Source organism: Pseudomonas sp. 02C 26, from assembly GCF_002843585.1.
In the GTDB taxonomy this organism is placed as follows: domain Bacteria; phylum Pseudomonadota; class Gammaproteobacteria; order Pseudomonadales; family Pseudomonadaceae; genus Aquipseudomonas; species Aquipseudomonas shirazensis.
In genome coordinates this window covers 1,834,877-1,856,076 of record NZ_CP025262.1, presented here as the reverse complement: position 1 = coordinate 1,856,076, position 21,200 = coordinate 1,834,877, and the positions used below count along the sequence as shown (strand labels likewise).

Genomic DNA, 21,200 nt, shown 5'->3' with positions numbered 1-21,200 from the left:
GCGACCGAGACCATGACAGCGGACACCGCTATTTATATTCCGCCTTACAAGGCTGACGACCAAGATGTGGTCGTCGAACTGAACAACCGCTTTGGCGCCGACGCCTTCGTCGCCCAGGAGACCCGTACCGGCATGCCGGTGCTGTGGGTCAAGCGCGCCCAACTCAAGGAAGTGCTGGCGTTTCTGCGCAACGTGGCCAAGCCGTACAGCATGCTGTTCGACCTGCACGGTGTCGACGAGCGCCTGCGCACTCATCGCCGCGGCCTGCCGGCAGCTGACTTCAGCGTGTTCTACCACCTGCTTTCGGTAGAACGTAACAGCGACGTGATGATCAAGGTCTCGCTCAGTGAAGGCGACCTCAACCTGCCTTCGGTGACCGGTATCTGGCCAAATGCCAACTGGTACGAGCGTGAAGTCTGGGACATGTTCGGCATCGACTTTGCCGGCCACCCGCACCTGACCCGTATCCTGATGCCGCCGACCTGGGAAGGTCACCCGCTGCGCAAGGACTTCCCCGCGCGCGCCACCGAATTCGATCCGTTCAGCCTGACCCTGGCCAAGCAGCAGCTTGAAGAAGAGTCGGCGCGTTTCAACCCGGAAGCCTGGGGCATGAAGCGTCAGGGCGCCAACGAGGACTACATGTTCCTCAACCTGGGCCCGAACCACCCGTCTGCGCACGGTGCCTTCCGTATCGTCATGCAGCTGGATGGTGAAGAGATCGTCGACTGCGTGCCGGACATCGGTTACCACCACCGTGGCGCCGAGAAGATGGCCGAGCGTCAGTCCTGGCACAGCTTCATCCCCTACACCGACCGTATCGACTACCTCGGTGGGGTGATGAACAACCTGCCGTACGTGCTCGCGGTCGAGAAGCTGGCGGGGATCCAGGTGCCGCAGAAGGTCGACGTGATCCGCATCATGCTCGCCGAGTTCTTCCGCATCACCAGCCACCTGCTGTTCCTGGGAACCTACATCCAGGACGTCGGCGCCATGACCCCGGTGTTCTTCACCTTTACCGACCGCCAGCGCGCCTACACCGTGATCGAAGCGATTACCGGTTTCCGCCTGCACCCGGCCTGGTACCGCATCGGTGGCGTCGCCCACGACCTGCCACGCGGCTGGGAGAAACTGGTCAAGGACTTCGTCGACTGGCTGCCCAAGCGCCTCGACGAGTACAACAAGGCCGCCTTGCAGAACAGCATCCTCAAGGGCCGGACCATCGGTGTTGCCGCCTACAACACCAAAGAAGCCCTGGAATGGGGCGTCACCGGTGCCGGCCTGCGTTCCACTGGCCTGGACTTCGACCTGCGTAAAGCGCGGCCATACTCCGGCTACGAGAACTTTGAGTTCGAAGTGCCGCTGGCCAACAACGGCGATGCCTACGACCGCTGCATGGTCCGCGTCGAGGAGATGCGCCAGAGTATCCGCATCATCGACCAGTGCATGCGCAACATGCCGGAAGGCCCGTACAAGGCGGATCACCCGCTGACCACGCCGCCGCCGAAAGAGCGCACCCTGCAGCACATCGAGACCTTGATCACGCACTTCCTGCAAGTCTCGTGGGGCCCGGTCATGCCGGCCAACGAGTCGTTCCAGATGATCGAAGCGACCAAGGGCATCAACAGTTACTACCTGACGAGCGACGGCGGCACCATGAGCTATCGCACCCGGATTCGTACGCCGAGCTACCCGCACCTGCAGCAGATCCCTTCGGTGATCAAAGGCAGCATGGTCGCGGACATGATCGCGTACCTGGGCAGTATCGACTTCGTTATGGCTGACGTGGACCGCTAAGCATGAATAACACGCTTATCCAAACCGACCGTTTCGCCCTGAGCGAAACCGAGCGCTCGGCCATCGAGCACGAAAAGCACCACTACGAGGACCCGCGTGCGGCGTCCATCGAAGCCCTGAAGATTGTCCAGAAGCAACGCGGCTGGGTCCCGGACGGCGCCATCTATGCGATTGGCGAGCTGCTTGGCATCCCTGCCAGCGACGTCGAGGGTGTGGCCACCTTCTACAGCCAGATCTTCCGTCAGCCGGTCGGCCGGCACATCATCCGTGTCTGCGACAGCATGGTCTGCTACATCGGCGGCCACGAGTCGGTGGTCAGCCAGATCCAGAGCGAGCTGGGCATCGGCCTCGGCCAGACCACTGCAGACGGGCGTTTCACCCTGCTGCCGGTGTGCTGCCTGGGCAACTGCGACAAGGCCCCGGCGCTGATGATCGACGATGACACCTTTGGCGACGTGCAGCCTGCTGGCGTGACCAAACTGCTGGAGGGTTACGTATGACCATCACTTCCTTCGGCCCGGCCAACCGCATTGCGCGCGCCGCCGAGACTCACCCGCTGACCTGGCGCCTGCGTGACGACGGCGAGCCGATCTGGCTCGACGAGTACCAGGCCAAGGACGGCTACGCCGCTGCCCGCAAGGCACTGGCGCAGATGTCCCAGGACGACATCGTTCAGACCGTCAAGGACGCCGGCCTCAAGGGTCGTGGTGGCGCCGGCTTCCCCACTGGGGTGAAGTGGGGCCTGATGCCCAAAGACGAATCCATGAACATCCGCTACCTGCTGTGCAATGCGGATGAAATGGAGCCCAACACCTGGAAAGACCGCATGCTGATGGAGCAACAGCCCCATCTGCTGGTGGAGGGCATGCTGATCAGCGCCCGCGCCCTCAAGGCCTACCGCGGTTACATCTTCCTGCGTGGCGAATACACCACCGCCGCGAAAAACCTCAACCGTGCGATCGACGAAGCCAAGGCCGCTGGCCTGCTGGGCAAGAACATTCTCGGCAGCGGTTTTGACTTCGAGCTGTTCGTTCACACCGGTGCCGGGCGTTACATCTGCGGTGAAGAAACCGCGCTGATCAACTCGCTCGAAGGCCGCCGCGCCAACCCGCGCTCCAAGCCGCCCTTCCCTGCCGCCGTTGGCGTATGGGGCAAGCCGACCTGCGTGAACAACGTCGAGACCCTGTGCAACGTGCCGGCCATCGTTGGCAATGGCGTTGACTGGTACAAGTCGCTGGCCCGCGAAGGCAGCGAAGACCACGGCACCAAGCTGATGGGCTTCTCCGGCAAGGTGAAAAACCCAGGCCTGTGGGAACTGCCCTTCGGCGTGACCGCCCGTGAGCTGTTCGAAGACTACGCCGGCGGCATGCGCGATGGCTTCAAGCTCAAGTGCTGGCAACCAGGCGGCGCCGGTACCGGCTTCCTGTTGCCTGAGCACCTCGACGCGCAGATGTACGCCGGCGGCATCGCCAAGGTTGGCACCCGGATGGGTACCGGCCTGGCCATGGCAGTCGACGACAGCGTCAGCATGGTGTCGCTGCTGCGCAACATGGAAGAGTTCTTTGCCCGTGAGTCGTGTGGCTGGTGCACACCGTGCCGTGACGGCTTGCCGTGGAGCGTGAAGATGCTGCGTGCGCTGGAGAACGGCCAGGGCAAGGCAGAAGACATCGAGACGCTGCTGGGCCTGGTCAACTTCCTCGGCCCTGGTCGTACCTTCTGTGCCCACGCACCGGGTGCCGTCGAGCCGCTGGGCAGCGCCATCAAATACTTCCGCTCCGAGTTCGAGGCCGGTGTCGCTGCTACCAGCGAGCACACCCTGCGCCCGGATTTGGCCAAGCCGATCCAGGTCGAACCGACTGTGGCCGGCGCGTAACACATTTGCATGCGGGTGGTCCGTGCCACCCGCCAGCCTCGCAGGCGCGCACGGTATTGACCGATGCGAGCCGCAGGCACACAGATTTCCATTAGCCACGCCCGCTCACGCGGGCCAACGAAGAACTTTGAACCATGGCCACTATCCACGTAGACGGCAAAGCGCTCGAAGTCAACGGTGCAGACAACCTCTTACAGGCCTGTCTGTCGCTCGGCCTCGACATCCCTTATTTCTGCTGGCACCCGGCGCTTGGTAGCGTCGGTGCCTGCCGCCAGTGTGCGGTCAAGCAGTACACCGACGAAAACGACACCCGCGGTCGTATCGTCATGTCCTGCATGACTCCTGCCAGCGATGGCACCTGGATTTCCATCGAAGACGACGAGTCGAAGGCGTTTCGCGCCAGCGTCGTCGAATGGCTGATGACCAACCACCCGCACGACTGCCCGGTCTGCGAAGAAGGCGGTCACTGCCACCTGCAAGACATGACGGTAATGACCGGCCACAACGAGCGCCGTTACCGCTTCACCAAGCGTACCCACCAGAACCAGGACCTCGGCCCGTTCGTCGCACACGAGATGAACCGCTGCATCGCCTGCTACCGCTGCGTGCGCTTCTACAAGGACTACGCCGGCGGCACCGACCTGGGTGTTTACGGCGCCCATGACAACGTCTACTTCGGTCGCGTTGAAGATGGCGTGCTCGAGAGCGAGTTCTCCGGCAACCTCACCGAGGTCTGCCCGACCGGTGTGTTCACCGACAAGACCCACTCCGAGCGTTACAACCGTAAGTGGGACATGCAGTTTGCCCCAAGCATCTGCCATGGCTGCTCAAGCGGTTGCAACATCAGCCCGGGTGAGCGCTACGGCGAACTGCGTCGTATCGAAAACCGCTTCAACGGTTCGGTCAACCAGTACTTCCTGTGCGACCGTGGCCGCTTCGGTTACGGCTACGTCAACCGCAAGGACCGTCCGCGCCAGCCGCTGCTGGCCGATGGCAACAAGCTGAGCGTCGATGCTGCGCTGGACAAGGCTGCCGACCTGCTGCGCGGCCGCACCATCGTTGGTATCGGTTCGCCACGGGCCAGCCTTGAAAGCAACTACGGCCTGCGCGAGCTGGTCGGTGCCGAGTACTTCTACTCCGGCATGGAAGCTGCCGAGCTCAAGCGCGTGCGCCTGGTGCTGGACGTGCTCAACAACAGCCCGCTGCCGGTGCCGACCCTGCGCGACATCGAAGACCACGATGCGGTGTTCGTACTCGGTGAAGACCTGACCCAAACCGCAGCGCGCGTCGCCCTGTCGGTTCGCCAGGCCACCAAAGGCAAGGCCGAGGCCATGGCCGACGCGATGCGCGTACAGCCGTGGCTCGACGCCGCAGTGAAAAACATCGGTCAGCACGCGCTGTACCCGCTGTTTATCGCCAGCCTGACTGAAACCAAGCTCGATGACGTCGCTGAAGAGTGCGTGCACGCCGCCCCCGCCGACCTGGCGCGCCTGGGCTTCGCCGTTGCCCATGCAATCGATCCAAGTGCTCCAGCGGTAATCGGTCTGGACGACGAGGCCAAGGCCCTGGCCCAGCGTATCGCCGATGCATTGGTCGCTGCCCAGCGTCCGCTGGTGGTGTCGGGTGTTTCCCTGGCCGAACCTGCATTGATCGAAGCCGCCGCCAACATCGCCAAAGCGCTCAAGCTGCGCGAGAAGAATGGTTCGCTGAGCCTGGTGGTGCCTGAGGCCAACAGCCTCGGCCTGGCCATGCTCGGTGGTGATTCGGTGGACGCTGCGCTGGATGCGGTCATCAGCGGCAAGGCTGACGCTATTGTCGTGGTCGAAAACGATCTGTACGCCCGTGTTCCGGCGGCCAAAGTCGACGCTGCTCTGGCTGCGGCCAAAGTGGTCATCGTTGCCGACCACTCCAAGACTGCCACCAGCGAGCGCGCTCACCTGGTCCTGCCGGCGGCATCGTTTGCCGAAGGCGACGGTACCCTGGTCAGCCAGGAAGGCCGCGCCCAGCGCTTCTTCCAGGTGTTCGATCCGACCTACATGGACAGCAGCATCCAGATCCACGAAGGCTGGCGCTGGATGCACGCCCTGCGCGCGACCCTGCTCAACAAGCCGGTCGACTGGACTCAGTTGGACCACGTCACCAGCGCCTGCGCTGCCGCCACGCCGCAACTGGCCGCGATCGTCAACGCCGCGCCTAGTGCTGCGTTCCGCATCAAGGGCCTGAAGCTTGCCCGTGAGCCGCTGCGCTACTCCGGCCGTACGGCTATGCGCGCCAACATCAGCGTGCACGAGCCGCGTACTCCGCAAGACAAGGACACCGCGTTCGCCTTCTCCATGGAAGGCTACTCGGGTTCGGTCGAACCGCGCCAACAAGTGCCGTTCGCCTGGTCGCCGGGCTGGAACTCGCCGCAAGCCTGGAACAAGTTTCAGGATGAGGTCGGTGGCCATCTGCGTGCAGGTGACCCAGGCGTGCGCCTGATCGAGTCGCAGGGTGACCGTCTGAACTGGTTCAGCGCGATCCCGGCAGCCTTCAGCCCGGCCCGTGGTACCTGGACAGCGGTGCCGTTGTTCCACCTGTTCGGCAGCGAAGAAACCTCCTCGCGCGCTGCACCGGTGCAAGAGCGCATCCAGCCGGCCTATGTGGCCTTGGCCAAGTCCGAAGCAGACCGCCTCGGCGTCAATGAAGGCACGCTGCTCAGCCTGACCGTCGCTGGCGTCTCGCTGCGCCTGCCGCTGCGTATCAATGAACAGCTGGGCGCAGGCCTGGTCGCGTTGCCGAAAGGCCTGGCCGGGATACCACCGGCCATCTTCGGTGCATCCGTCGAAGGCCTGCAGGAGGCAGCACAATGACCTGGTTCACCCCCGAAGTGATCGACGCGATCATCGCCGTGGTCAAGGCCGTTGTGGTCTTGCTCGCGGTAGTGGTCTGCGGCGCGCTGCTCAGCTTTGTCGAGCGGCGCCTGCTGGGCTGGTGGCAGGACCGTTACGGTCCGAACCGGGTTGGCCCGTTCGGCATGTTCCAGATCGCAGCCGACATGCTGAAGATGTTCTTCAAGGAAGACTGGAACCCGCCGTTCGTTGATCGGGTGATCTTCACCCTGGCACCCGTAGTGGCCATGAGCGCACTGCTGATTGCCTTCTCGATCATCCCGATCACCCCAAGCTGGGGTGTTGCCGACCTGAACATCGGCCTGCTGTTCTTCTTCGCCATGGCCGGTTTGTCGGTCTATGCGGTGTTGTTCGCAGGCTGGTCGTCGAACAACAAGTACGCCCTGCTCGGTGCCCTGCGGGCCTCGGCGCAGACCGTGTCGTACGAAGTGTTCCTGGGCCTGGCGCTGATGGGCGTGGTCGTGCAGGTTGGCTCGTTCAACATGCGCGACATCGTCGAATATCAAGCGCAGAACCTGTGGTTCATCATTCCGCAGTTCTTTGGCTTCTGCACCTTCTTCATCGCTGGCGTGGCCGTGACTCACCGTCACCCCTTCGACCAGCCAGAAGCCGAGCAGGAACTGGCCGACGGTTACCACATTGAATATGCCGGCATGAAGTGGGGCATGTTCTTCGTCGGTGAGTACATCGGCATCATCCTCATCTCGGCGCTGCTGGTAACGCTGTTCTTCGGTGGCTGGCATGGCCCGTTCGGCATCCTGCCGCAGGTGCCGTTCCTCTGGTTCGCCCTGAAGACCGCGTTCTTCATCATGCTGTTCATCCTGCTCCGTGCGTCGATCCCGCGTCCGCGCTACGACCAGGTGATGGATTTCAGCTGGAAGTTCTGCCTGCCGCTGACCCTGATCAATTTGCTGGTGACCGCTGCGATCGTGCTTTACAACACGCCAGCCGTCGCGGCCCAGTGAGGATTTGACCCATGTTCAAGTATATCGGCGACATCGTTAAGGGCACCGGCACGCAGCTGCGCAGCCTGGCCATGGTGTTCTCCCACGGGTTCCGCAAGCGCGACACCCTGCAATACCCAGAAGAAGCTGTGTACCTGCCGCCGCGCTATCGCGGCCGCATCGTCCTCACCCGCGACCCCGATGGTGAGGAGCGTTGCGTAGCCTGCAACCTCTGCGCGGTGGCCTGCCCGGTCGGCTGCATTTCGTTGCAGAAGGCCGAGACCGAGGACGGTCGCTGGTACCCGGAGTTCTTCCGCATCAACTTCTCGCGCTGCATCTTCTGCGGCCTGTGCGAAGAAGCCTGCCCGACCACCGCAATCCAGCTGACTCCGGATTTCGAAATGGCCGAGTTCAAGCGTCAGGACCTGGTGTACGAGAAAGAAGATCTGCTGATCTCCGGCCCCGGCAAATACCCTGACTACAACTTCTACCGTGTTGCGGGCATGGCAATCGCTGGCAAGCCGAAAGGCGCTGCACAGAACGAAGCCGAGCCGATCAACGTGAAGAGCTTGCTCCCATAAGGACAGAAAGATGGAATTCGCTTTCTACTTTGCATCCGGGATTGCCGTGGTTTCCACCCTGCGGGTGGTTACCGGCACCAACCCCGTACACGCCCTGCTCTACCTGATCATTTCGCTGATTTCCGTGGCGATGATCTTCTTCTCGCTGGGTGCACCGTTTGCCGGTGCCCTGGAAGTGATCGCCTACGCCGGCGCCATCATGGTGCTGTTCGTGTTCGTGGTGATGATGCTCAACCTGGGGCCGGCTTCGGTCGCCCAGGAGCGCGGCTGGCTAACCCCAGGGATCTGGGCCGGGCCGGTGCTGCTGGGCGCCTTGCTGCTGGCTGAATTGCTCTATGTGCTGTTCGTTGCGCCAAGCGGCGCGGGCATCAGCGGCACCACCGTGGACGCCAAGACCGTCGGCATCAGCCTGTTCGGTCCGTATCTGCTGGTGGTCGAACTGGCTTCGATGCTGCTGCTTGCTGCGGCCGTCACCGCCTTCCATTTGGGCCGCAACGAGGCGAAGGAGTAAATCATGGGTACTATCCCGATGGAACACGGCCTGGCAGTCGCCGGCATTCTGTTCTGCCTTGGTCTGGTTGGCCTGATGGTCCGCCGCAACATTCTCTTCGTGCTCATGAGCCTGGAAGTCATGATGAACGCTTGTGCGCTGGCGTTTATCGTCGCCGGCGCGCGTTGGGTACAACCCGACGGCCAGGTCATGTTCATTCTGGTGATCAGCCTGGCAGCCGCCGAGGCCAGCATTGGCCTGGCGATCCTGCTGCAGCTGTATCGCCGCTTCCACACTCTCGACATCGATGCTGCCAGTGAGATGCGCGGATGAACCTTCTCTTCCTGACTTTCGTCTTCCCGTTGTTGGGCTTCCTGCTGCTGTCGTTCTCGCGCGGGCGGTTCTCGGAGAACCTCTCGGCGCTGATTGGCGTTGGCTCGATCGGCCTTTCGGCTGCTGTCTCGGCCTATGTCATCTGGCAATTCAACGTTGCCCCGCCTGAGGGCGGCGCCTACAGCCAACTGCTCTGGCAGTGGATGTCGGTGGATGGCTTTGCGCCGAGCTTCACCCTCTATCTGGACGGCCTGTCGGTGACCATGCTTGGCGTGGTCACCGGTGTCGGCTTCCTGATCCACCTGTTCGCCTCATGGTACATGCGTGGCGAAGCCGGCTACTCGCGCTTCTTCTCGTACACCAACCTGTTCATCGCCAGCATGCTGTTCCTGATCCTGGGCGATAACCTGCTGTTCATCTACTTCGGCTGGGAAGGCGTGGGCCTGTGCTCGTACCTGTTGATCGGTTTCTACTACAGCAACCGCAACAACGGTAACGCCGCCCTCAAGGCCTTTGTCGTGACCCGTATCGGCGACGTGTTCATGGCCATCGGCATGTTCATTCTGTTCGCCCAGCTGGGTACCTTGAATGTGCAGGAACTGCTGGTGCTGGCACCGCAGAAGTTCCAGGCTGGTGATACCTGGATGGTACTGGCAACGCTGATGTTGCTCGGCGGTGCGGTTGGTAAATCGGCGCAGCTGCCGTTGCAGACCTGGTTGGCTGACGCCATGGCTGGCCCGACGCCGGTTTCGGCACTGATCCACGCCGCGACCATGGTCACGGCTGGCGTCTACCTGATCGCGCGTACCCACGGTTTGTTCGCCCTGGCGCCGGATATCCTCCACCTGGTCGGTATCGTTGGCGGTGTGACCCTGGTACTGGCCGGTTTTGCCGCGCTGGTGCAGACCGACATCAAGCGCATCCTCGCCTACTCGACCATGAGCCAGATCGGCTACATGTTCCTGGCCCTGGGCGTTGGTGCCTGGGAAGGCGCGATCTTCCACCTGATGACCCACGCCTTCTTCAAGGCGCTGCTGTTCCTTGCCTCCGGTGCGGTGATCGTTGCCTGCCACCACGAGCAGAACATCTTCAAGATGGGCGGTCTGTGGAAGAAACTGCCACTGGCCTACGCCAGCTTCGTGGTCGGTGGTGCGGCGCTGGCTGCCCTGCCGATCCTGACCGCAGGCTTCTACTCCAAGGACGAGATCCTCTGGGAAGCGTTCGCCAGCGGCAACAGCGGCCTGCTCTACGCTGGCCTGCTCGGCGCGTTCATGACCTCGCTGTACACCTTCCGCCTGATCTTCATTGCCTTCCATGGCGAAGCCAAGACCGAAGCTCATGCTGGCCATGGGATTTCCCACTGGCTGCCACTGGGCACGCTGATCGTGCTGTCGACCTTTGTCGGTGCCTGGATCCATCCACCACTGGCGGGTGTGCTGCCGCAGAGCGTCGGCCATGCCGGTGGCGAAGCCAAGCACAGCCTGGAAATCGCCTCGGGCGCCATTGCCATCGCCGGTATCCTGCTGGCGGCCATGCTGTTCCTTGGCAAGCGTCGCCTGGTCACGGCCATCGCCAACAGCGGCATCGGTCGCCTGCTCACGGCCTGGTGGTTCGCCGCCTGGGGCTTTGACTGGATCTACGACAAGCTGTTCGTCAAACCTTACCTGCTGATCTGCCACTTGCTGCGCAAGGACCCGGTAGATCGCGGCATCGGCCTGATTCCTCGGCTGGCACGTGGCGGTCATGTCGCCATGAGCAAGACCGAGACCGGCCAGCTGCGCTGGTACACCGCTTCGATCGCCGTAGGTGCAGTACTCGTACTCGGCGCCGTGCTGGTGGCTGCGGTATGACTTTCACACTTGCGAACCTTGCGACTTTGCCAAAGGAAACGAACCCGTCATGATTTTGCCTTGGCTGATCCTGATTCCCTTCATCGGCGGCTTCCTGTGCTGGCTGGGTGAGCGCTTCGGCTCTACCCTGCCGCGCTGGATTGCACTGCTGACCATGTCCCTGTTGCTCGGTATCGGCCTCTGGCTGTGGGCCAACGGTGACTACACCCTGGCCCCTGCTCCGGGCGCCGAACCTGCCTGGGCCTTCGAATACAAAGTCGAATGGATCAAGCGCTTCGGCATCAGCATCCACCTGGCGCTGGATGGCCTGTCGCTGCTGATGATCCTGCTCACCGGCCTGCTCGGTGTGCTTTCGGTGCTGTGCTCGTGGAAAGAGATCCAGCGCCACGTCGGCTTCTTCCACCTCAACCTGATGTGGATTCTGGGCGGCGTGGTCGGTGTGTTCCTGGCACTGGACCTGTTCCTGTTCTTCTTCTTCTGGGAAATGATGCTGGTGCCGATGTACTTCCTCATCGCGCTCTGGGGTCACAGCTCGGCGGATGGCAAGAAGACCCGGATCTACGCGGCGACCAAGTTCTTCATCTTCACCCAGGCCAGTGGTCTGATCATGCTGGTGGCGATTCTCGCCCTGGTACTGGTCAACTACGGCAACACTGGCGTCATCACCTTCAACTACAGCGACCTGCTCAAGGCCGACCTGCCGGCCGGTACCGAGTACCTGCTGATGCTGGGCTTCTTCATTGCCTTCGCGGTGAAGCTGCCGGTAGTGCCGTTCCACTCGTGGTTGCCTGATGCTCACGCCCAGGCGCCGACTGCCGGTTCCGTCGACCTCGCCGGTATCCTGCTGAAAACCGCTGCCTATGGCCTGCTGCGCTTTGCTCTGCCGCTGTTCCCGAACGCGTCGGCCGAGTTTGCCCCGATCGCCATGACCCTGGGCTTGATCGGTATCTTCTACGGGGCCTTCCTGGCCTTCGCGCAGACCGACATCAAGCGCTTGATCGCCTTCTCCAGCGTCTCGCACATGGGCTTCGTGCTGATCGGTATCTACTCCGGCAGCCAGCAAGCCCTGCAAGGCGCGGTGATCCAGATGCTGGCACACGGTGTTTCGGCTGCCGCGCTGTTCATCCTCAGCGGCCAGTTGTACGAGCGCCTGCATACCCGTGACATGCGTGAAATGGGCGGTCTGTGGCACCGTATCGCCTATTTGCCGGCCATCAGCCTGTTCTTTGCAGCTGCTTCGCTGGGCTTGCCGGGCACCGGCAACTTCGTCGGCGAGTTCCTGATCCTGATCGGCAGCTTCGCCCACGTGCCGTGGTTCACCGTGATTGCCACCACTGGCCTGGTGTTCGGTTCGGTCTACTCGCTAATCATGATCCACCGCGCCTACTTCGGCCCAAGCAAGTCCGAGACTGTGCTTGCTGGCATGGACGGCCGCGAGCTGATCATGGTGCTGGGCCTGGCCGTGTTGCTGATCGTGCTCGGCGTCTACCCGCAGCCGTTCCTCGACACCTCTGCCGCCACCATGAGTGGCGTGCAGCAGTGGCTCGGTTCCGCATTCACTCAACTCGCTTCGGCACGGTAAGAGCGCTATGGAATTCACCACTCAACACTTCATTGCATTGGCGCCGATGCTGATCACCACCCTCACCACGGTTGTGGTGATGCTGGCGATCGCCTGGAAGCGCAACCACTCGCAGACCTTCCTGCTGTCGACCATCGGTCTCAACGCTGCACTGCTGTCGATCCTGCCAGCACTGAAAGTCGCGCCGCTGGCGATCACCCCGTTGATCACCATCGACAAGTTCGCCTGCCTGTACATGGCGATCATGCTGGTCGCTACCCTGGCCTGCGTAACCCTGGCCCATGCTTATCTGGGCGAAGGTTCCAAAGGCTACCCAGGTAACCGCGAAGAGCTCTACCTGCTGCTGCTCATGTCGGCACTGGGCGGCCTGGTACTGGTCAGCGCCAACCACCTGGCGGGGCTGTTCATCGGTCTGGAGCTGCTCTCGGTGCCGGTCTACGGGCTGGTGGCGTACGCGTTCTTCAACAAGCGATCGCTGGAAGCCGGTATCAAGTACATGGTGCTGTCGGCTGCAGGTTCGGCGTTCCTGCTGTTCGGTATGGCGCTGCTGTATGCCGATGCAGGCACCCTAAGCTTCGACGGCATCGCCAAGGCGCTGGCCAGCACCAACATGCCAAGCCTGCTGGCCCAGATGGGTCTGGGCATGATGCTGGTCGGTCTGGCCTTCAAGCTGTCGCTGGTACCGTTTCACCTGTGGACCCCGGACGTCTACGAAGGCGCCCCGGCGCCGGTCGCAGCGTTCCTGGCCACCGCCAGCAAGGTTGCCGTGTTCGCGGTGCTGATGCGTCTGTACATGATCTCGCCTGCTGCCAGCAGCGGTGTACTGAGCACAGTACTGGCGGTAATCGCCGTAGCTTCGATCCTGATCGGTAACCTGTTGGCGCTGACCCAGAGTAACCTCAAGCGTCTGCTCGGTTACTCGTCGATCGCCCACTTCGGCTACCTGTTGATCGCCTTGATCGCCAGCAAAGGCCTGGCCATGGAAGCCATGGGTGTTTACCTGGTCACCTATGTGATCACCAGCCTTGGCGCGTTTGGCGTGATCACGCTGATGTCGTCGCCATACGCCGGCCGTGACGCCGACGCCCTGTACGAGTACCGCGGCCTGTTCTGGCGTCGTCCGTACCTGACTGCGGTGATGACCGTGATGATGCTGTCGCTGGCGGGTATACCGCTGACCGCAGGCTTCATCGGCAAGTTCTACATCATCGCCACTGGCGTCGAGTCGCAACTGTGGTGGTTGGTCGGTGCACTGGTGATTGGTAGCGCCATCGGCGTTTACTACTACCTGCGCGTCATGGTCACCCTGTACCTGGTCGAGCCGAACCTGCGTCGCCACGACGCGCCGCTGAAGTGGGAGCAGCAGACAGGTGGCGTGATGCTGCTGGCAATTGCCCTGCTCGCCTTTGTCCTCGGTGTATACCCGCAGCCGCTGCTGGAGATGGTCCAGCAGGCCGGCCTGCAACTGATCGGCTGATCATCCGGCAAGATAAAACACCCCGCATCTGCGGGGTGTTTTTTTATGGGCAACAGGCTCACTCCGATCAGATCGACGTACGCGCGCCCTGCCTGGGTTCAGGCTCGGGTTTCCTTGGCGGGTCAGGGTTACGAGCAGCGTGGCGCAGCTCGCGGTTGGCGCTGGGCAACTGGACATCCGGATTGGGCATGCCACTGGGCGACAGTTCGTGGGTCATTTCGAACTCGGCACGCACAGACCAGCCACAGGCTTCATTGATGCACTGCAGGTAAGCGACCCTGAGAAACACATGCCGCCCTTCGCTGGTGCGGATGCGCATCCGGCTGCTGCAATGCGGGCACACCAGTTTGTAATTACTCACAGCGCCCTCCTGCAATCAGGTGGGTCTGTCGTAGGGAACAACGTGTCGGCAGCAAGAACACCTGAAAACCGGCAGTCTGTGTGTCGCTCCGACAACAGCTGGGCAAGTTGTTCCCGCGCGCTATCAGAATATTCATCACTATCATAATTACGTACCATGCGGTGCGGGTAAGGATCCATCCAGATTATTCATATTGAGTACATCCGAGCCATCGATCTTATCAGAACTCATCAGGAATATTCATAATGAGTAATACCTCTCTAGTTTCGGTGTTGCACCGGTTAAAGGAGTTAACCGGCACCAGCAGTGATTCCGCACTTGCAAAAGTGCTGGGCGTCAGTCCGCAGACCCTGAGCAGCTGGAAGGTGCGCGAGAGCATTCCCTACGCGTTTTGCATAGAAGCTGCCAACCGCCACAGCGTGTCACTGGACTGGTTGCTGCTTGGCATTGGCAGCCCGGCACGGACAGCCCAGGCAGGGCCAACAAACGCGGCGCAAGAGCTGCTTGATCTGGTGCAGGGGCTGGCGCCTGCCGACCAGCAAGCCTTGCGTGTTCAAATCGTGGACCGACTGCGCCTGCAGGAACTGGAGCGGCGCCTCGAGCAACTGAGCGCCGCCGTGCATTCGGCCTGACAATCATGATCCACGGCGCCAGCGCTGGACGATTTCCTTGAGATCAGCGTTCTCCAGCCAGAGCATCACCTTGACACTGATCGGAATCACGACCACCGCAGCGACAAAAGCCGCAACGCCTGTGGAGACGAAAGGCACCAGTGACAACAGCAGGGGCATGAATAGGTAGCCCACGCCCGCTGACAGCAACAGGGTAAGCAGGCGTTGTTGCAGGCTCAACTTGCGCCTCGTCCTTATCGTCACCCAGGCCTTGCCCTTCGACGAACTAACTAGCCAGGCGCCGAGTATCGCGCCAGCCAGGGCCTGGCCGTCGAAATTGGCCAGGTCACCCTCAATCTGCGCCCAATTACGCAGCATTTCCTGGGCAAGCTCATTCATGGGCAGCTCCCTGCAAGGCTGACCGGCCACCCAAGGCGCGCAACGTACAGTGCTCGACCAGACGCTGATAGCAGCTGCACAGGCGGCGACCGTGCACATGTCGGCAAAGGTCGGTGAGTTGCGTGTAGCCCAGTGCACGTAAACGCCGGCGCCAGCTGGCGAACTCCCCTGCGGCGATCGCCAAGGCCTGTTGACCGGCAAGTTGCAGATGGGTATCGCTGATGTACGCGGGTATCGCCAAGCGTTGGCGCAAACTCGACAGCTCGATGCGCGGCCAGAACCGGTCGTGGCGCGCCAGATAGTACAAAGGCGGGGCTGGGTCAGGCGATTGAAGCTCGGCGTCCATGGTCGTGCCTCCTCATTATTCTTGCAGCATGCCGTAGCGGATGGCCTTGATCACCGCCATCACCCGAGTGGTCACGGCGAACTTGCTGAGAATGTTGCCGACATGAAAATTTACGGTGACCTCCTTGCAGCCAATGATCTGGCCGATTTCCCATGAGGTCTTGCCATAGGCGCACCACAACAGTACTTCCCGCTCGCGCGGCGTCAGGTAAATGGGCGGGTTATTGCCCGGAGCATCAATCGGTGGGGTGACGGCGTTCATGGCTGGTTCTCCGCAGATTCGAATACGGCCCTCAGAGCAGAGGGGTAAGACACCACCTTACGAACTCGCGAATCGATCGCTCCAGTACCGGCAGTTGTAAAGCGATCGCCTACAACAACGTTCTAACTTCATACACTTGCCCGCTTAAGAATCTGACGTGCTTCGAGCGACATCTCGTACGTCTGACCTCCTTTGCCCTGTAAGCCCCTGCCATTGGAGTCGTTCGATGCGTTGTGTTCCACCCTCTCGCGCCTTAGGCCTGCTGATCAGTACGGCCAGCTGCCCGGTGCTGGCCAGCGCTCCCGTAGAACTGGATCAACTGCTGATCAATGATCAGCCGCAAAGCCAGTTGGAGGCGGCCGACGAGCGCCTGCGACACGTCCCTGGCGCTTCCAATCTGGTAGACATGCAGCAGGTGGCACAAGGGCGGTTGGCTAGCAATCAGGACGTACTTGCCTATCAACCGGGTGTGTTTGCCCAGTCGGCGGGTAATGAGGGCATCAAACTGTCGATCCGCGGCTCGGGTATCAACCGTGCGCCGGGTGCGCACGGCTCAGGGGTCTACACGATGTTCGACGGTTTGCCGCTGACTGGCCCCGGCGGCACGCCTTACGAGCTGCTCGAGCCGCTGTGGCTGAGCCGCGCAGAGGTGCTGCGGGGCGCTAACGGTTTTGATCAGGGCGCGCTCACGCTCGGTGGCGCGATCAACTACGTGACCCACACCGGTTACGATGCCGATCGCCTGCAGGTGCGCTATGAGGCCGGCAGCCGCGGCTACGCCCATCGCCAGATCAGTTCCGGCCAGGTACTGGGCAAGCTCGACTACTACGTGGCCCTGACCGACTCGGAATACGACGGTTACCAGGAGCACAGCAGTGGCAGCGCCAAGGGCTTTGCTGCCAACGTTGGCTATCGCTTCAACCCGAATCTGGAAACGCGCTTCTACCTGCGCTACCGGGAAACCGAGAACGAACTGGCCGGGCGCCTGACCAAGGAGCAGATCAAGCACGACCCACGGGCCGCCAACGCCGCCTACCTGGCCCGTGACGACAGCCGCCCGCAGCCGGGCAGCACCTGGGTGGCCAACAAGACTACCTTCTACCTTGAGGACGATGCCCGCGTTGAAGCTGGGTTGGTCTACCACGATTTCCCGATGGACCTGCGCGAAGGGCCAATGCGCCTGAAGGTGGCCTACACCGATGTCAGCGGCACCCTGAACTACCTGCGCCGCGACACGTTGCTGGGCCACGAGAGCAAGTCCACCGTGGGTTGGCGTACCACCAAGCATCTGCCTAACAGCGGTGCGTCGCAGTTTGCCCGCACCAATGGCGATAATTTCGGCGCCCGCAGCCGCGACTTCAGTTATCAGGGTTCGGATACCGTGTTGCACGTCGGTAATGAACTGGAGCTGATCCCAGACCTGTGGCTGACCACCGGCCTGGCCATGATCTACACCCGCCGTGAGAGCGACGTCAGCTATCCCGCCAGTGGCGGCAAGGTCAGCCAGCACGATTGGGACTACGCCCCGCGGATCGGCCTGCGCTACGACTGGCAGCCGAACTTGCAGCTGTACGGCAACCTCAGCCGTTCGGTCGAACCGCCGCACCCGTGGTCGCTGATCTGGAGTTCTACGGTTGCGACCCAGCCAATCAAGATGCAAAACCAGACGGCGACCACGCTCGAGCTTGGCGCGCGAGGCGACTCGGCCGTCGGCCGCTGGGATCTGGCCTGGTATTACGCTCAGGTTCGCCATGAGCTGCTGGCGGTAGAACTCGTACAAGGCTTGCCTGCCAAGGAGTTCAATGCCAGCGCAACGGTGCATGAAGGGGTCGAAGCCAGCCTGGACAGCACCCTCTGGGAACAATCAGGCAGCGGCAAGCTGAGCCTGCGCCAAGCCTATACCTTCAGCGATTTTCACTACCGCGATGACCAGCGCTTTGGCGACAACCGCCTGCCTGGCCTACCGGTGCACTACTACCAGGCCGAGCTGCGCTATGACTGGCCGAGCGGCTTCCATGTCGGCGTCAATACACAGATGGCGTCCAAGGTGCAGGTCGACTATGCCAACAGCAACCACGCCGATGCCTATGCCCAGTTCGGTGCGCGACTGGGTTGGGACTCACCGCAACAAGACTGGCAAACCTGGCTCGACCTGCGCAACCTGACCAACAAGCGTTACAGCGCCAGCGTCACCCCGGGCTATGACGATCAAGGCAGCGACCAACCCCGGGCGACGCCCGGGGAAGGATTCGGCGTGTATGCAGGTGTGTCCTACAGCTTGAAATAAGGCAGATTCAGGGCAACTGCACTTGCGGCTTGGTTTCGGTAAAGATGGTCCAGCTGGAAATGAACAACGCAGCGATCAACGGCCCGATCACGAAGCCGTTGAGGCCGAATACCGCCAGGCCGCCCAGGGTCGATACCAGGATCAGATAGTCGGGCATGCGCGTGTCGCGCCCGACCAGGATCGGCCGCAACACGTTGTCGACCATACCGATCACCAACACACCGAAGGCCGTCAGCACCACACCCTGCCAGGTTGCCCCGGTCAGAATGAAGTAGGCCGCAACCGGTGCCCAGACGATCCCCGCGCCAACTGCTGGCAGCAACGACAGAAACGCCATCAGCACTGCCCAGATCAACGCACTGGGGATATCCAGAATCCAGAAGATCACCCCGCCCAGCGCACCCTGAGTGATCGCCACCAGCAGGTTGCCCTTGACCGTGGCGCGCACCACGCGGTTGAACTTCAGTTGCAAACGGCGCTTTTGATCCTCGGGCAGCGGTACCGCCAGACGCACTTTGCGCGCCAACTCCGGCCCTTCACGCAAGAAGAAGAACAGGATGTAGAGCATGATGCCGAAGCTGACGAGGAAATCGAACGTACCTTGGCCAAAGCTGAACGCCTGACTGGCCAGGATCTGGCTGGCTTGCCCGGCCCACTTGCTGATCTTGTCGCGCAAGCCATCGAGGTTACCCATGCCCATCTGGTCAAGGCCGTGCTGCGCGAACGCTGGCAGAATGTTCTTGCCTTGCTCAACGTAACCGGCGATGTCCAATTGGCCGCTCTCGATGCGTTGATACAGCGAAGCGCCCTCCTGTACCAACAGCGCACTGGTGAAGATCACCGGCAAGATGGCGATCAGCAGACAGATCAGCAACGAGACACCGGCGGCGAGGTTGCGCCGGCGGTTGAAACGGATCAACAGATTGCGCTGCAAAGGGGCAAACAGGATGCCCAGGATCACCGCCCAGAATATCGCGCCGTAATACGGCAGCATGATCCAGACGAAGGCAATGGTGACGGCGGCCAGCAGCACGGCCAGTGCCCTGTTCTGTAGTGCGGTTTGGTTCATGAGTATTCCTCGGGGATTCAGACCTTTAGTGCAGCAGAGATCGGAAAAAGTGCCCTGCGAGGGTTGATCCAGATCAATGCGCCTGAATTGGCCAGCCACTACCATCCGCGCCCTTTGCTCCGGTGCGCCCATGACCTCTCTCGCCAAGCCTGAATTGCTCGCCCCTGCCGGCACGCTGAAAAGCATGCGCTACGCCTTTGCCTACGGCGCCGACGCGGTGTATGCCGGCCAGCCGCGCTACAGCCTGCGGGTGCGCAACAACGAATTCGACCATGCCAACCTGGCCTTGGGCATCAACGAAGCGCACGCTTTGGGCAAGCAGTTCTACGTGGTGATCAACATCGCCCCGCACAACGCCAAGCTGAAGACCTTCCTCAAGGACCTTGCTCCGGTGATCGCGATGGCGCCCGATGCGCTGATCATGTCTGACCCGGGCCTGATCATGCTGGTGCGCGAGAACTTCCCACAGATGCCGGTGCACCTGTCGGTGCAGGCCAACACGGTCAACTGGGCGAGCGTGCGCTTCTGGCAGCAGCTTGGCCTGAGCCGAATCATCCTCTCGCGCGAGTTGTCGCTGGAAGAGATTGAGGAGATCCGCCAGCAGGTACCCGCTATGCAGCTGGAGGTGTTTGTCCACGGCGCCCTGTGCATGGCCTACTCAGGGCGCTGCCTGCTGTCGGGCTACCTGAACAAGCGCGACGCCAATCAGAGCAGCTGCACCAATGCCTGCCGCTGGAAGTATCAGGCCACTGCAGCGGTGGAGAACGTCAGCGGCGACATCGTCCATGAAGTGCAACCGACTCTTGGCCTGGGCGCCCCGACCGAGCAGGTGTTCCTGCTTGAAGAGGCCAATCGGCCCGGTGAAGCGCTGCCGGCGTTCGAGGACGAACACGGCACCTACATCATGAACGCCAAGGACCTGCGCGCCGTACAACACGTCGAGCGGCTGACGCGCATGGGTGTGCATTCGCTGAAAATCGAAGGCCGGACCAAATCGCATTTCTACTGCGCTCGCGCGGTGCAGTCCTACCGCCAGGCCATCGACGATGCCCTGCAGGGGCGGCCGTTTGATCGCAGCCTGATGGACAACCTTGAATCGCTGGCCCAGCGTGGCTACACCGAAGGCTTCCTGCGCCGCCATGTGCACGATGAATACCAGAACTACCAGCGCGGCAATTCGGTGTCCGAGCGACAGCAGTTCGTCGGTGAGCTGACCGGTGTGCGGGTCGAGGGCCTGGCCGAGGTCAAGGTTAAGAACCGTTTTGCCCTTGGCGATCAGCTGGAGCTGATGACACCCCGCGGCAACTACCATTTCGAACTGAGCCGCCTGCACGATCGGCAGCAGCGCGAGATCGAGGTAGCGCCTGGCGACGGCCATGTGGTGTATCTGCCTATCCCTGAGCAGGTACCACTTGAGTACGCGTTGCTGATGCGTGATCTGGACGGTGCTGCGCCTGCCGGCTGACAGCGCTGTAATGACTGCGTCAGCTTGCTGTCAGGTGAGTTGCGCCATGCTGGCCGCTTTTGGCCTGCCTGCAGCAGGCTGACGCCGGTTGCGTTAAGCTGCCGCCGAGCCTGCCGCCTGCAGGCGGCCGCCCCTTGCCGAGGAATTTGACCATGCTGCGTACTCGCCTGATTGCTCTGGGCCTGCTGGCCTTCACTGGCCTTGCTCAGGCTGCCGAGACCATCGACGTTTACCGTGACCCCAACTGTGGCTGCTGCAAGCAGTGGATCAGCCACCTGCGCGATAACGGTTTTACCGTCAATGACCACGTCGAGCCGAACATGAGCGCCGTGAAACAACGCCTCGGCGTAGCGCCGCGGCTGGCCGCCTGTCATACCGGCGTTATCGATGGCAAGTTCGTCGAGGGCCATGTGCCGGCCGAGCAGGTGCGCCTGCTCGTCAAACGCAACGACCTCAAGGGCGTGGCAGTACCCGGCATGCCGATGGGTTCGCCGGGGATGGAGATGGGCGATCACAAAGATTCATACCAGGTGATCGGCGTGACCCATGAGGGTAACGACGAGGTCGTGGCCAGCTACTGAGCCGCGGC

Annotated in this window: 20 protein-coding genes; 15 read left to right on the top strand and 5 right to left on the bottom strand. The window is 61.9% G+C overall.

Annotated features, from left to right (window positions below; all coding sequences use genetic code 11):
- The first annotated feature begins 12 nt into the window (after positions 1-12).
- The 11 genes from nuoC (at position 13) to nuoN (ending at position 13,812) form a co-directional block, all read left to right on the top strand.
- Entirely contained in the window at positions 13-1,794 is a 1,782-nt protein-coding gene (gene nuoC / locus CXQ80_RS08480; RefSeq protein ID WP_101318388.1) for an NADH-quinone oxidoreductase subunit C/D, read from the top strand.
- Between the two features lie 2 nt (positions 1,795-1,796).
- Complete coding sequence (nuoE, locus tag CXQ80_RS08475; RefSeq protein WP_101318386.1) at positions 1,797-2,294, top strand: NADH-quinone oxidoreductase subunit NuoE; 498 nt, start codon at positions 1,797-1,799, stop codon at positions 2,292-2,294.
- Positions 2,291-3,667 carry an NADH-quinone oxidoreductase subunit NuoF gene (nuoF, locus tag CXQ80_RS08470; RefSeq protein ID WP_101318384.1) on the top strand — a complete coding sequence of 459 codons (1,377 nt, stop codon included), beginning with the start codon at positions 2,291-2,293 and terminating at the stop codon, positions 3,665-3,667. The genes nuoE and nuoF overlap by 4 nt, the downstream gene beginning before the upstream one ends.
- 134 nt (positions 3,668-3,801) lie before the next feature.
- Positions 3,802-6,516, top strand: a complete 2,715-nt coding sequence (gene nuoG, locus CXQ80_RS08465) for an NADH-quinone oxidoreductase subunit NuoG (protein WP_101318382.1) — start codon at positions 3,802-3,804, stop codon at positions 6,514-6,516.
- Positions 6,513-7,520 carry an NADH-quinone oxidoreductase subunit NuoH gene (nuoH, locus tag CXQ80_RS08460; RefSeq protein WP_101318381.1) on the top strand — a complete coding sequence of 336 codons (1,008 nt, stop codon included), beginning with the start codon at positions 6,513-6,515 and terminating at the stop codon, positions 7,518-7,520. Before nuoG ends, nuoH begins: the two co-directional genes overlap by 4 nt.
- Positions 7,521-7,531: 11 nt before the next feature.
- Positions 7,532-8,080 carry an NADH-quinone oxidoreductase subunit NuoI gene (nuoI, locus tag CXQ80_RS08455; RefSeq protein WP_101318379.1) on the top strand — a complete coding sequence of 183 codons (549 nt, stop codon included), beginning with the start codon at positions 7,532-7,534 and terminating at the stop codon, positions 8,078-8,080.
- Between the two features lie 10 nt (positions 8,081-8,090).
- Positions 8,091-8,591 carry an NADH-quinone oxidoreductase subunit J gene (gene nuoJ / locus CXQ80_RS08450; RefSeq protein ID WP_101318377.1) on the top strand — a complete coding sequence of 167 codons (501 nt, stop codon included), beginning with the start codon at positions 8,091-8,093 and terminating at the stop codon, positions 8,589-8,591.
- A 3-nt stretch (positions 8,592-8,594) separates the two neighbouring features.
- Positions 8,595-8,903 (top strand): NADH-quinone oxidoreductase subunit NuoK, encoded by a 309-nt coding sequence (nuoK, locus tag CXQ80_RS08445; protein WP_101318375.1) that lies wholly within the window; start codon positions 8,595-8,597, stop codon positions 8,901-8,903.
- Entirely contained in the window at positions 8,900-10,753 is a 1,854-nt protein-coding gene (gene nuoL, locus CXQ80_RS08440; protein ID WP_101318373.1) for an NADH-quinone oxidoreductase subunit L, read from the top strand. The genes nuoK and nuoL overlap by 4 nt, the downstream gene beginning before the upstream one ends.
- Before the next feature lie 49 nt (positions 10,754-10,802).
- The gene (gene nuoM / locus CXQ80_RS08435) at positions 10,803-12,335 is read left to right on the top strand and encodes an NADH-quinone oxidoreductase subunit M (RefSeq protein ID WP_101318371.1); all 1,533 of its coding nucleotides are present in this window, start codon (positions 10,803-10,805) and stop codon (positions 12,333-12,335) included.
- A 7-nt stretch (positions 12,336-12,342) separates the two neighbouring features.
- Positions 12,343-13,812 (top strand): NADH-quinone oxidoreductase subunit NuoN, encoded by a 1,470-nt coding sequence (gene nuoN, locus CXQ80_RS08430; RefSeq protein ID WP_101318369.1) that lies wholly within the window; start codon positions 12,343-12,345, stop codon positions 13,810-13,812.
- A gap of 67 nt (positions 13,813-13,879) precedes the next feature.
- On the opposite strand, the gene CXQ80_RS08425 is transcribed toward nuoN, so the two are convergent.
- Complete coding sequence (locus CXQ80_RS08425; protein WP_256585715.1) at positions 13,880-14,173, bottom strand: ogr/Delta-like zinc finger family protein; 294 nt, start codon at positions 14,171-14,173, stop codon at positions 13,880-13,882.
- Positions 14,174-14,418: 245 nt separating this feature from the next.
- Here CXQ80_RS08425 and CXQ80_RS08420 point away from each other — a divergent pair, with 245 nt between their 5' ends.
- Entirely contained in the window at positions 14,419-14,805 is a 387-nt protein-coding gene (locus CXQ80_RS08420) for a helix-turn-helix domain-containing protein (RefSeq protein ID WP_101318367.1), read from the top strand.
- 3 nt (positions 14,806-14,808) lie between these two features.
- Here CXQ80_RS08420 and CXQ80_RS08415 read toward each other — a convergent pair whose 3' ends face one another.
- The 3 genes from CXQ80_RS08415 to CXQ80_RS08405 are packed head-to-tail and all read right to left on the bottom strand — an operon-like array spanning position 14,809 to position 15,790.
- Positions 14,809-15,183: a hypothetical protein gene (locus tag CXQ80_RS08415; protein WP_224785543.1), complete on the bottom strand. Its 375-nt coding sequence runs from the start codon at positions 15,181-15,183 to the stop codon at positions 14,809-14,811.
- On the bottom strand, positions 15,176-15,529 hold the full coding sequence (locus CXQ80_RS08410; protein ID WP_101318365.1) for a head completion/stabilization protein: 354 nt from the start codon (positions 15,527-15,529) through the stop codon (positions 15,176-15,178). Before CXQ80_RS08410 ends, CXQ80_RS08415 begins: the two co-directional genes overlap by 8 nt.
- 15 nt (positions 15,530-15,544) lie before the next feature.
- The gene (locus CXQ80_RS08405; protein ID WP_101318363.1) at positions 15,545-15,790 is read right to left on the bottom strand and encodes a helix-turn-helix domain-containing protein; all 246 of its coding nucleotides are present in this window, start codon (positions 15,788-15,790) and stop codon (positions 15,545-15,547) included.
- Between the two features lie 226 nt (positions 15,791-16,016).
- Between CXQ80_RS08405 and CXQ80_RS08400 the strand changes: the two genes are divergently transcribed.
- Positions 16,017-18,077 (top strand): TonB-dependent receptor domain-containing protein, encoded by a 2,061-nt coding sequence (locus CXQ80_RS08400; protein WP_101318361.1) that lies wholly within the window; start codon positions 16,017-16,019, stop codon positions 18,075-18,077.
- 7 nt (positions 18,078-18,084) lie between these two features.
- Here CXQ80_RS08400 and CXQ80_RS08395 read toward each other — a convergent pair whose 3' ends face one another.
- Positions 18,085-19,146, bottom strand: coding sequence for an AI-2E family transporter (locus tag CXQ80_RS08395; protein ID WP_101318359.1), 1,062 nt, complete (start codon positions 19,144-19,146; stop codon positions 18,085-18,087).
- A 130-nt stretch (positions 19,147-19,276) separates the two neighbouring features.
- Here CXQ80_RS08395 and yegQ point away from each other — a divergent pair, with 130 nt between their 5' ends.
- Positions 19,277-20,611 carry a tRNA 5-hydroxyuridine modification protein YegQ gene (gene yegQ, locus CXQ80_RS08390; protein ID WP_101318357.1) on the top strand — a complete coding sequence of 445 codons (1,335 nt, stop codon included), beginning with the start codon at positions 19,277-19,279 and terminating at the stop codon, positions 20,609-20,611.
- Positions 20,612-20,763: 152 nt separating this feature from the next.
- Positions 20,764-21,192 (top strand): DUF411 domain-containing protein, encoded by a 429-nt coding sequence (locus CXQ80_RS08385; protein WP_101318355.1) that lies wholly within the window; start codon positions 20,764-20,766, stop codon positions 21,190-21,192.
- The last annotated feature ends 8 nt before the right edge of the window (positions 21,193-21,200 follow it).

Bases quoted from the DNA above. Each gene is read 5' to 3' on its own strand.
- CXQ80_RS08385 (WP_101318355.1), top strand. From the start codon at position 20,764: ATGCTGCGTACTCGCCTGATTGCTCTGGGCCTGCTGGCCTTCACTGGC.
- nuoC (WP_101318388.1), top strand. From the start codon at position 13: ATGACAGCGGACACCGCTATTTATATTCCGCCTTACAAGGCTGACGAC.
- CXQ80_RS08415 (WP_224785543.1), bottom strand. From the start codon at position 15,183: ATGAATGAGCTTGCCCAGGAAATGCTGCGTAATTGGGCGCAGATTGAG.
- CXQ80_RS08395 (WP_101318359.1), bottom strand. From the start codon at position 19,146: ATGAACCAAACCGCACTACAGAACAGGGCACTGGCCGTGCTGCTGGCC.
- nuoG (WP_101318382.1), top strand. From the start codon at position 3,802: ATGGCCACTATCCACGTAGACGGCAAAGCGCTCGAAGTCAACGGTGCA.
- nuoJ (WP_101318377.1), top strand. From the start codon at position 8,091: ATGGAATTCGCTTTCTACTTTGCATCCGGGATTGCCGTGGTTTCCACC.
- nuoL (WP_101318373.1), top strand. From the start codon at position 8,900: ATGAACCTTCTCTTCCTGACTTTCGTCTTCCCGTTGTTGGGCTTCCTG.
- CXQ80_RS08410 (WP_101318365.1), bottom strand. From the start codon at position 15,529: ATGGACGCCGAGCTTCAATCGCCTGACCCAGCCCCGCCTTTGTACTAT.
- nuoK (WP_101318375.1), top strand. From the start codon at position 8,595: ATGGGTACTATCCCGATGGAACACGGCCTGGCAGTCGCCGGCATTCTG.
- nuoF (WP_101318384.1), top strand. From the start codon at position 2,291: ATGACCATCACTTCCTTCGGCCCGGCCAACCGCATTGCGCGCGCCGCC.
- nuoN (WP_101318369.1), top strand. From the start codon at position 12,343: ATGGAATTCACCACTCAACACTTCATTGCATTGGCGCCGATGCTGATC.
- nuoH (WP_101318381.1), top strand. From the start codon at position 6,513: ATGACCTGGTTCACCCCCGAAGTGATCGACGCGATCATCGCCGTGGTC.
- nuoI (WP_101318379.1), top strand. From the start codon at position 7,532: ATGTTCAAGTATATCGGCGACATCGTTAAGGGCACCGGCACGCAGCTG.
- CXQ80_RS08420 (WP_101318367.1), top strand. From the start codon at position 14,419: ATGAGTAATACCTCTCTAGTTTCGGTGTTGCACCGGTTAAAGGAGTTA.
- CXQ80_RS08405 (WP_101318363.1), bottom strand. From the start codon at position 15,790: ATGAACGCCGTCACCCCACCGATTGATGCTCCGGGCAATAACCCGCCC.
- nuoM (WP_101318371.1), top strand. From the start codon at position 10,803: ATGATTTTGCCTTGGCTGATCCTGATTCCCTTCATCGGCGGCTTCCTG.
- CXQ80_RS08400 (WP_101318361.1), top strand. From the start codon at position 16,017: ATGCGTTGTGTTCCACCCTCTCGCGCCTTAGGCCTGCTGATCAGTACG.
- yegQ (WP_101318357.1), top strand. From the start codon at position 19,277: ATGACCTCTCTCGCCAAGCCTGAATTGCTCGCCCCTGCCGGCACGCTG.
- nuoE (WP_101318386.1), top strand. From the start codon at position 1,797: ATGAATAACACGCTTATCCAAACCGACCGTTTCGCCCTGAGCGAAACC.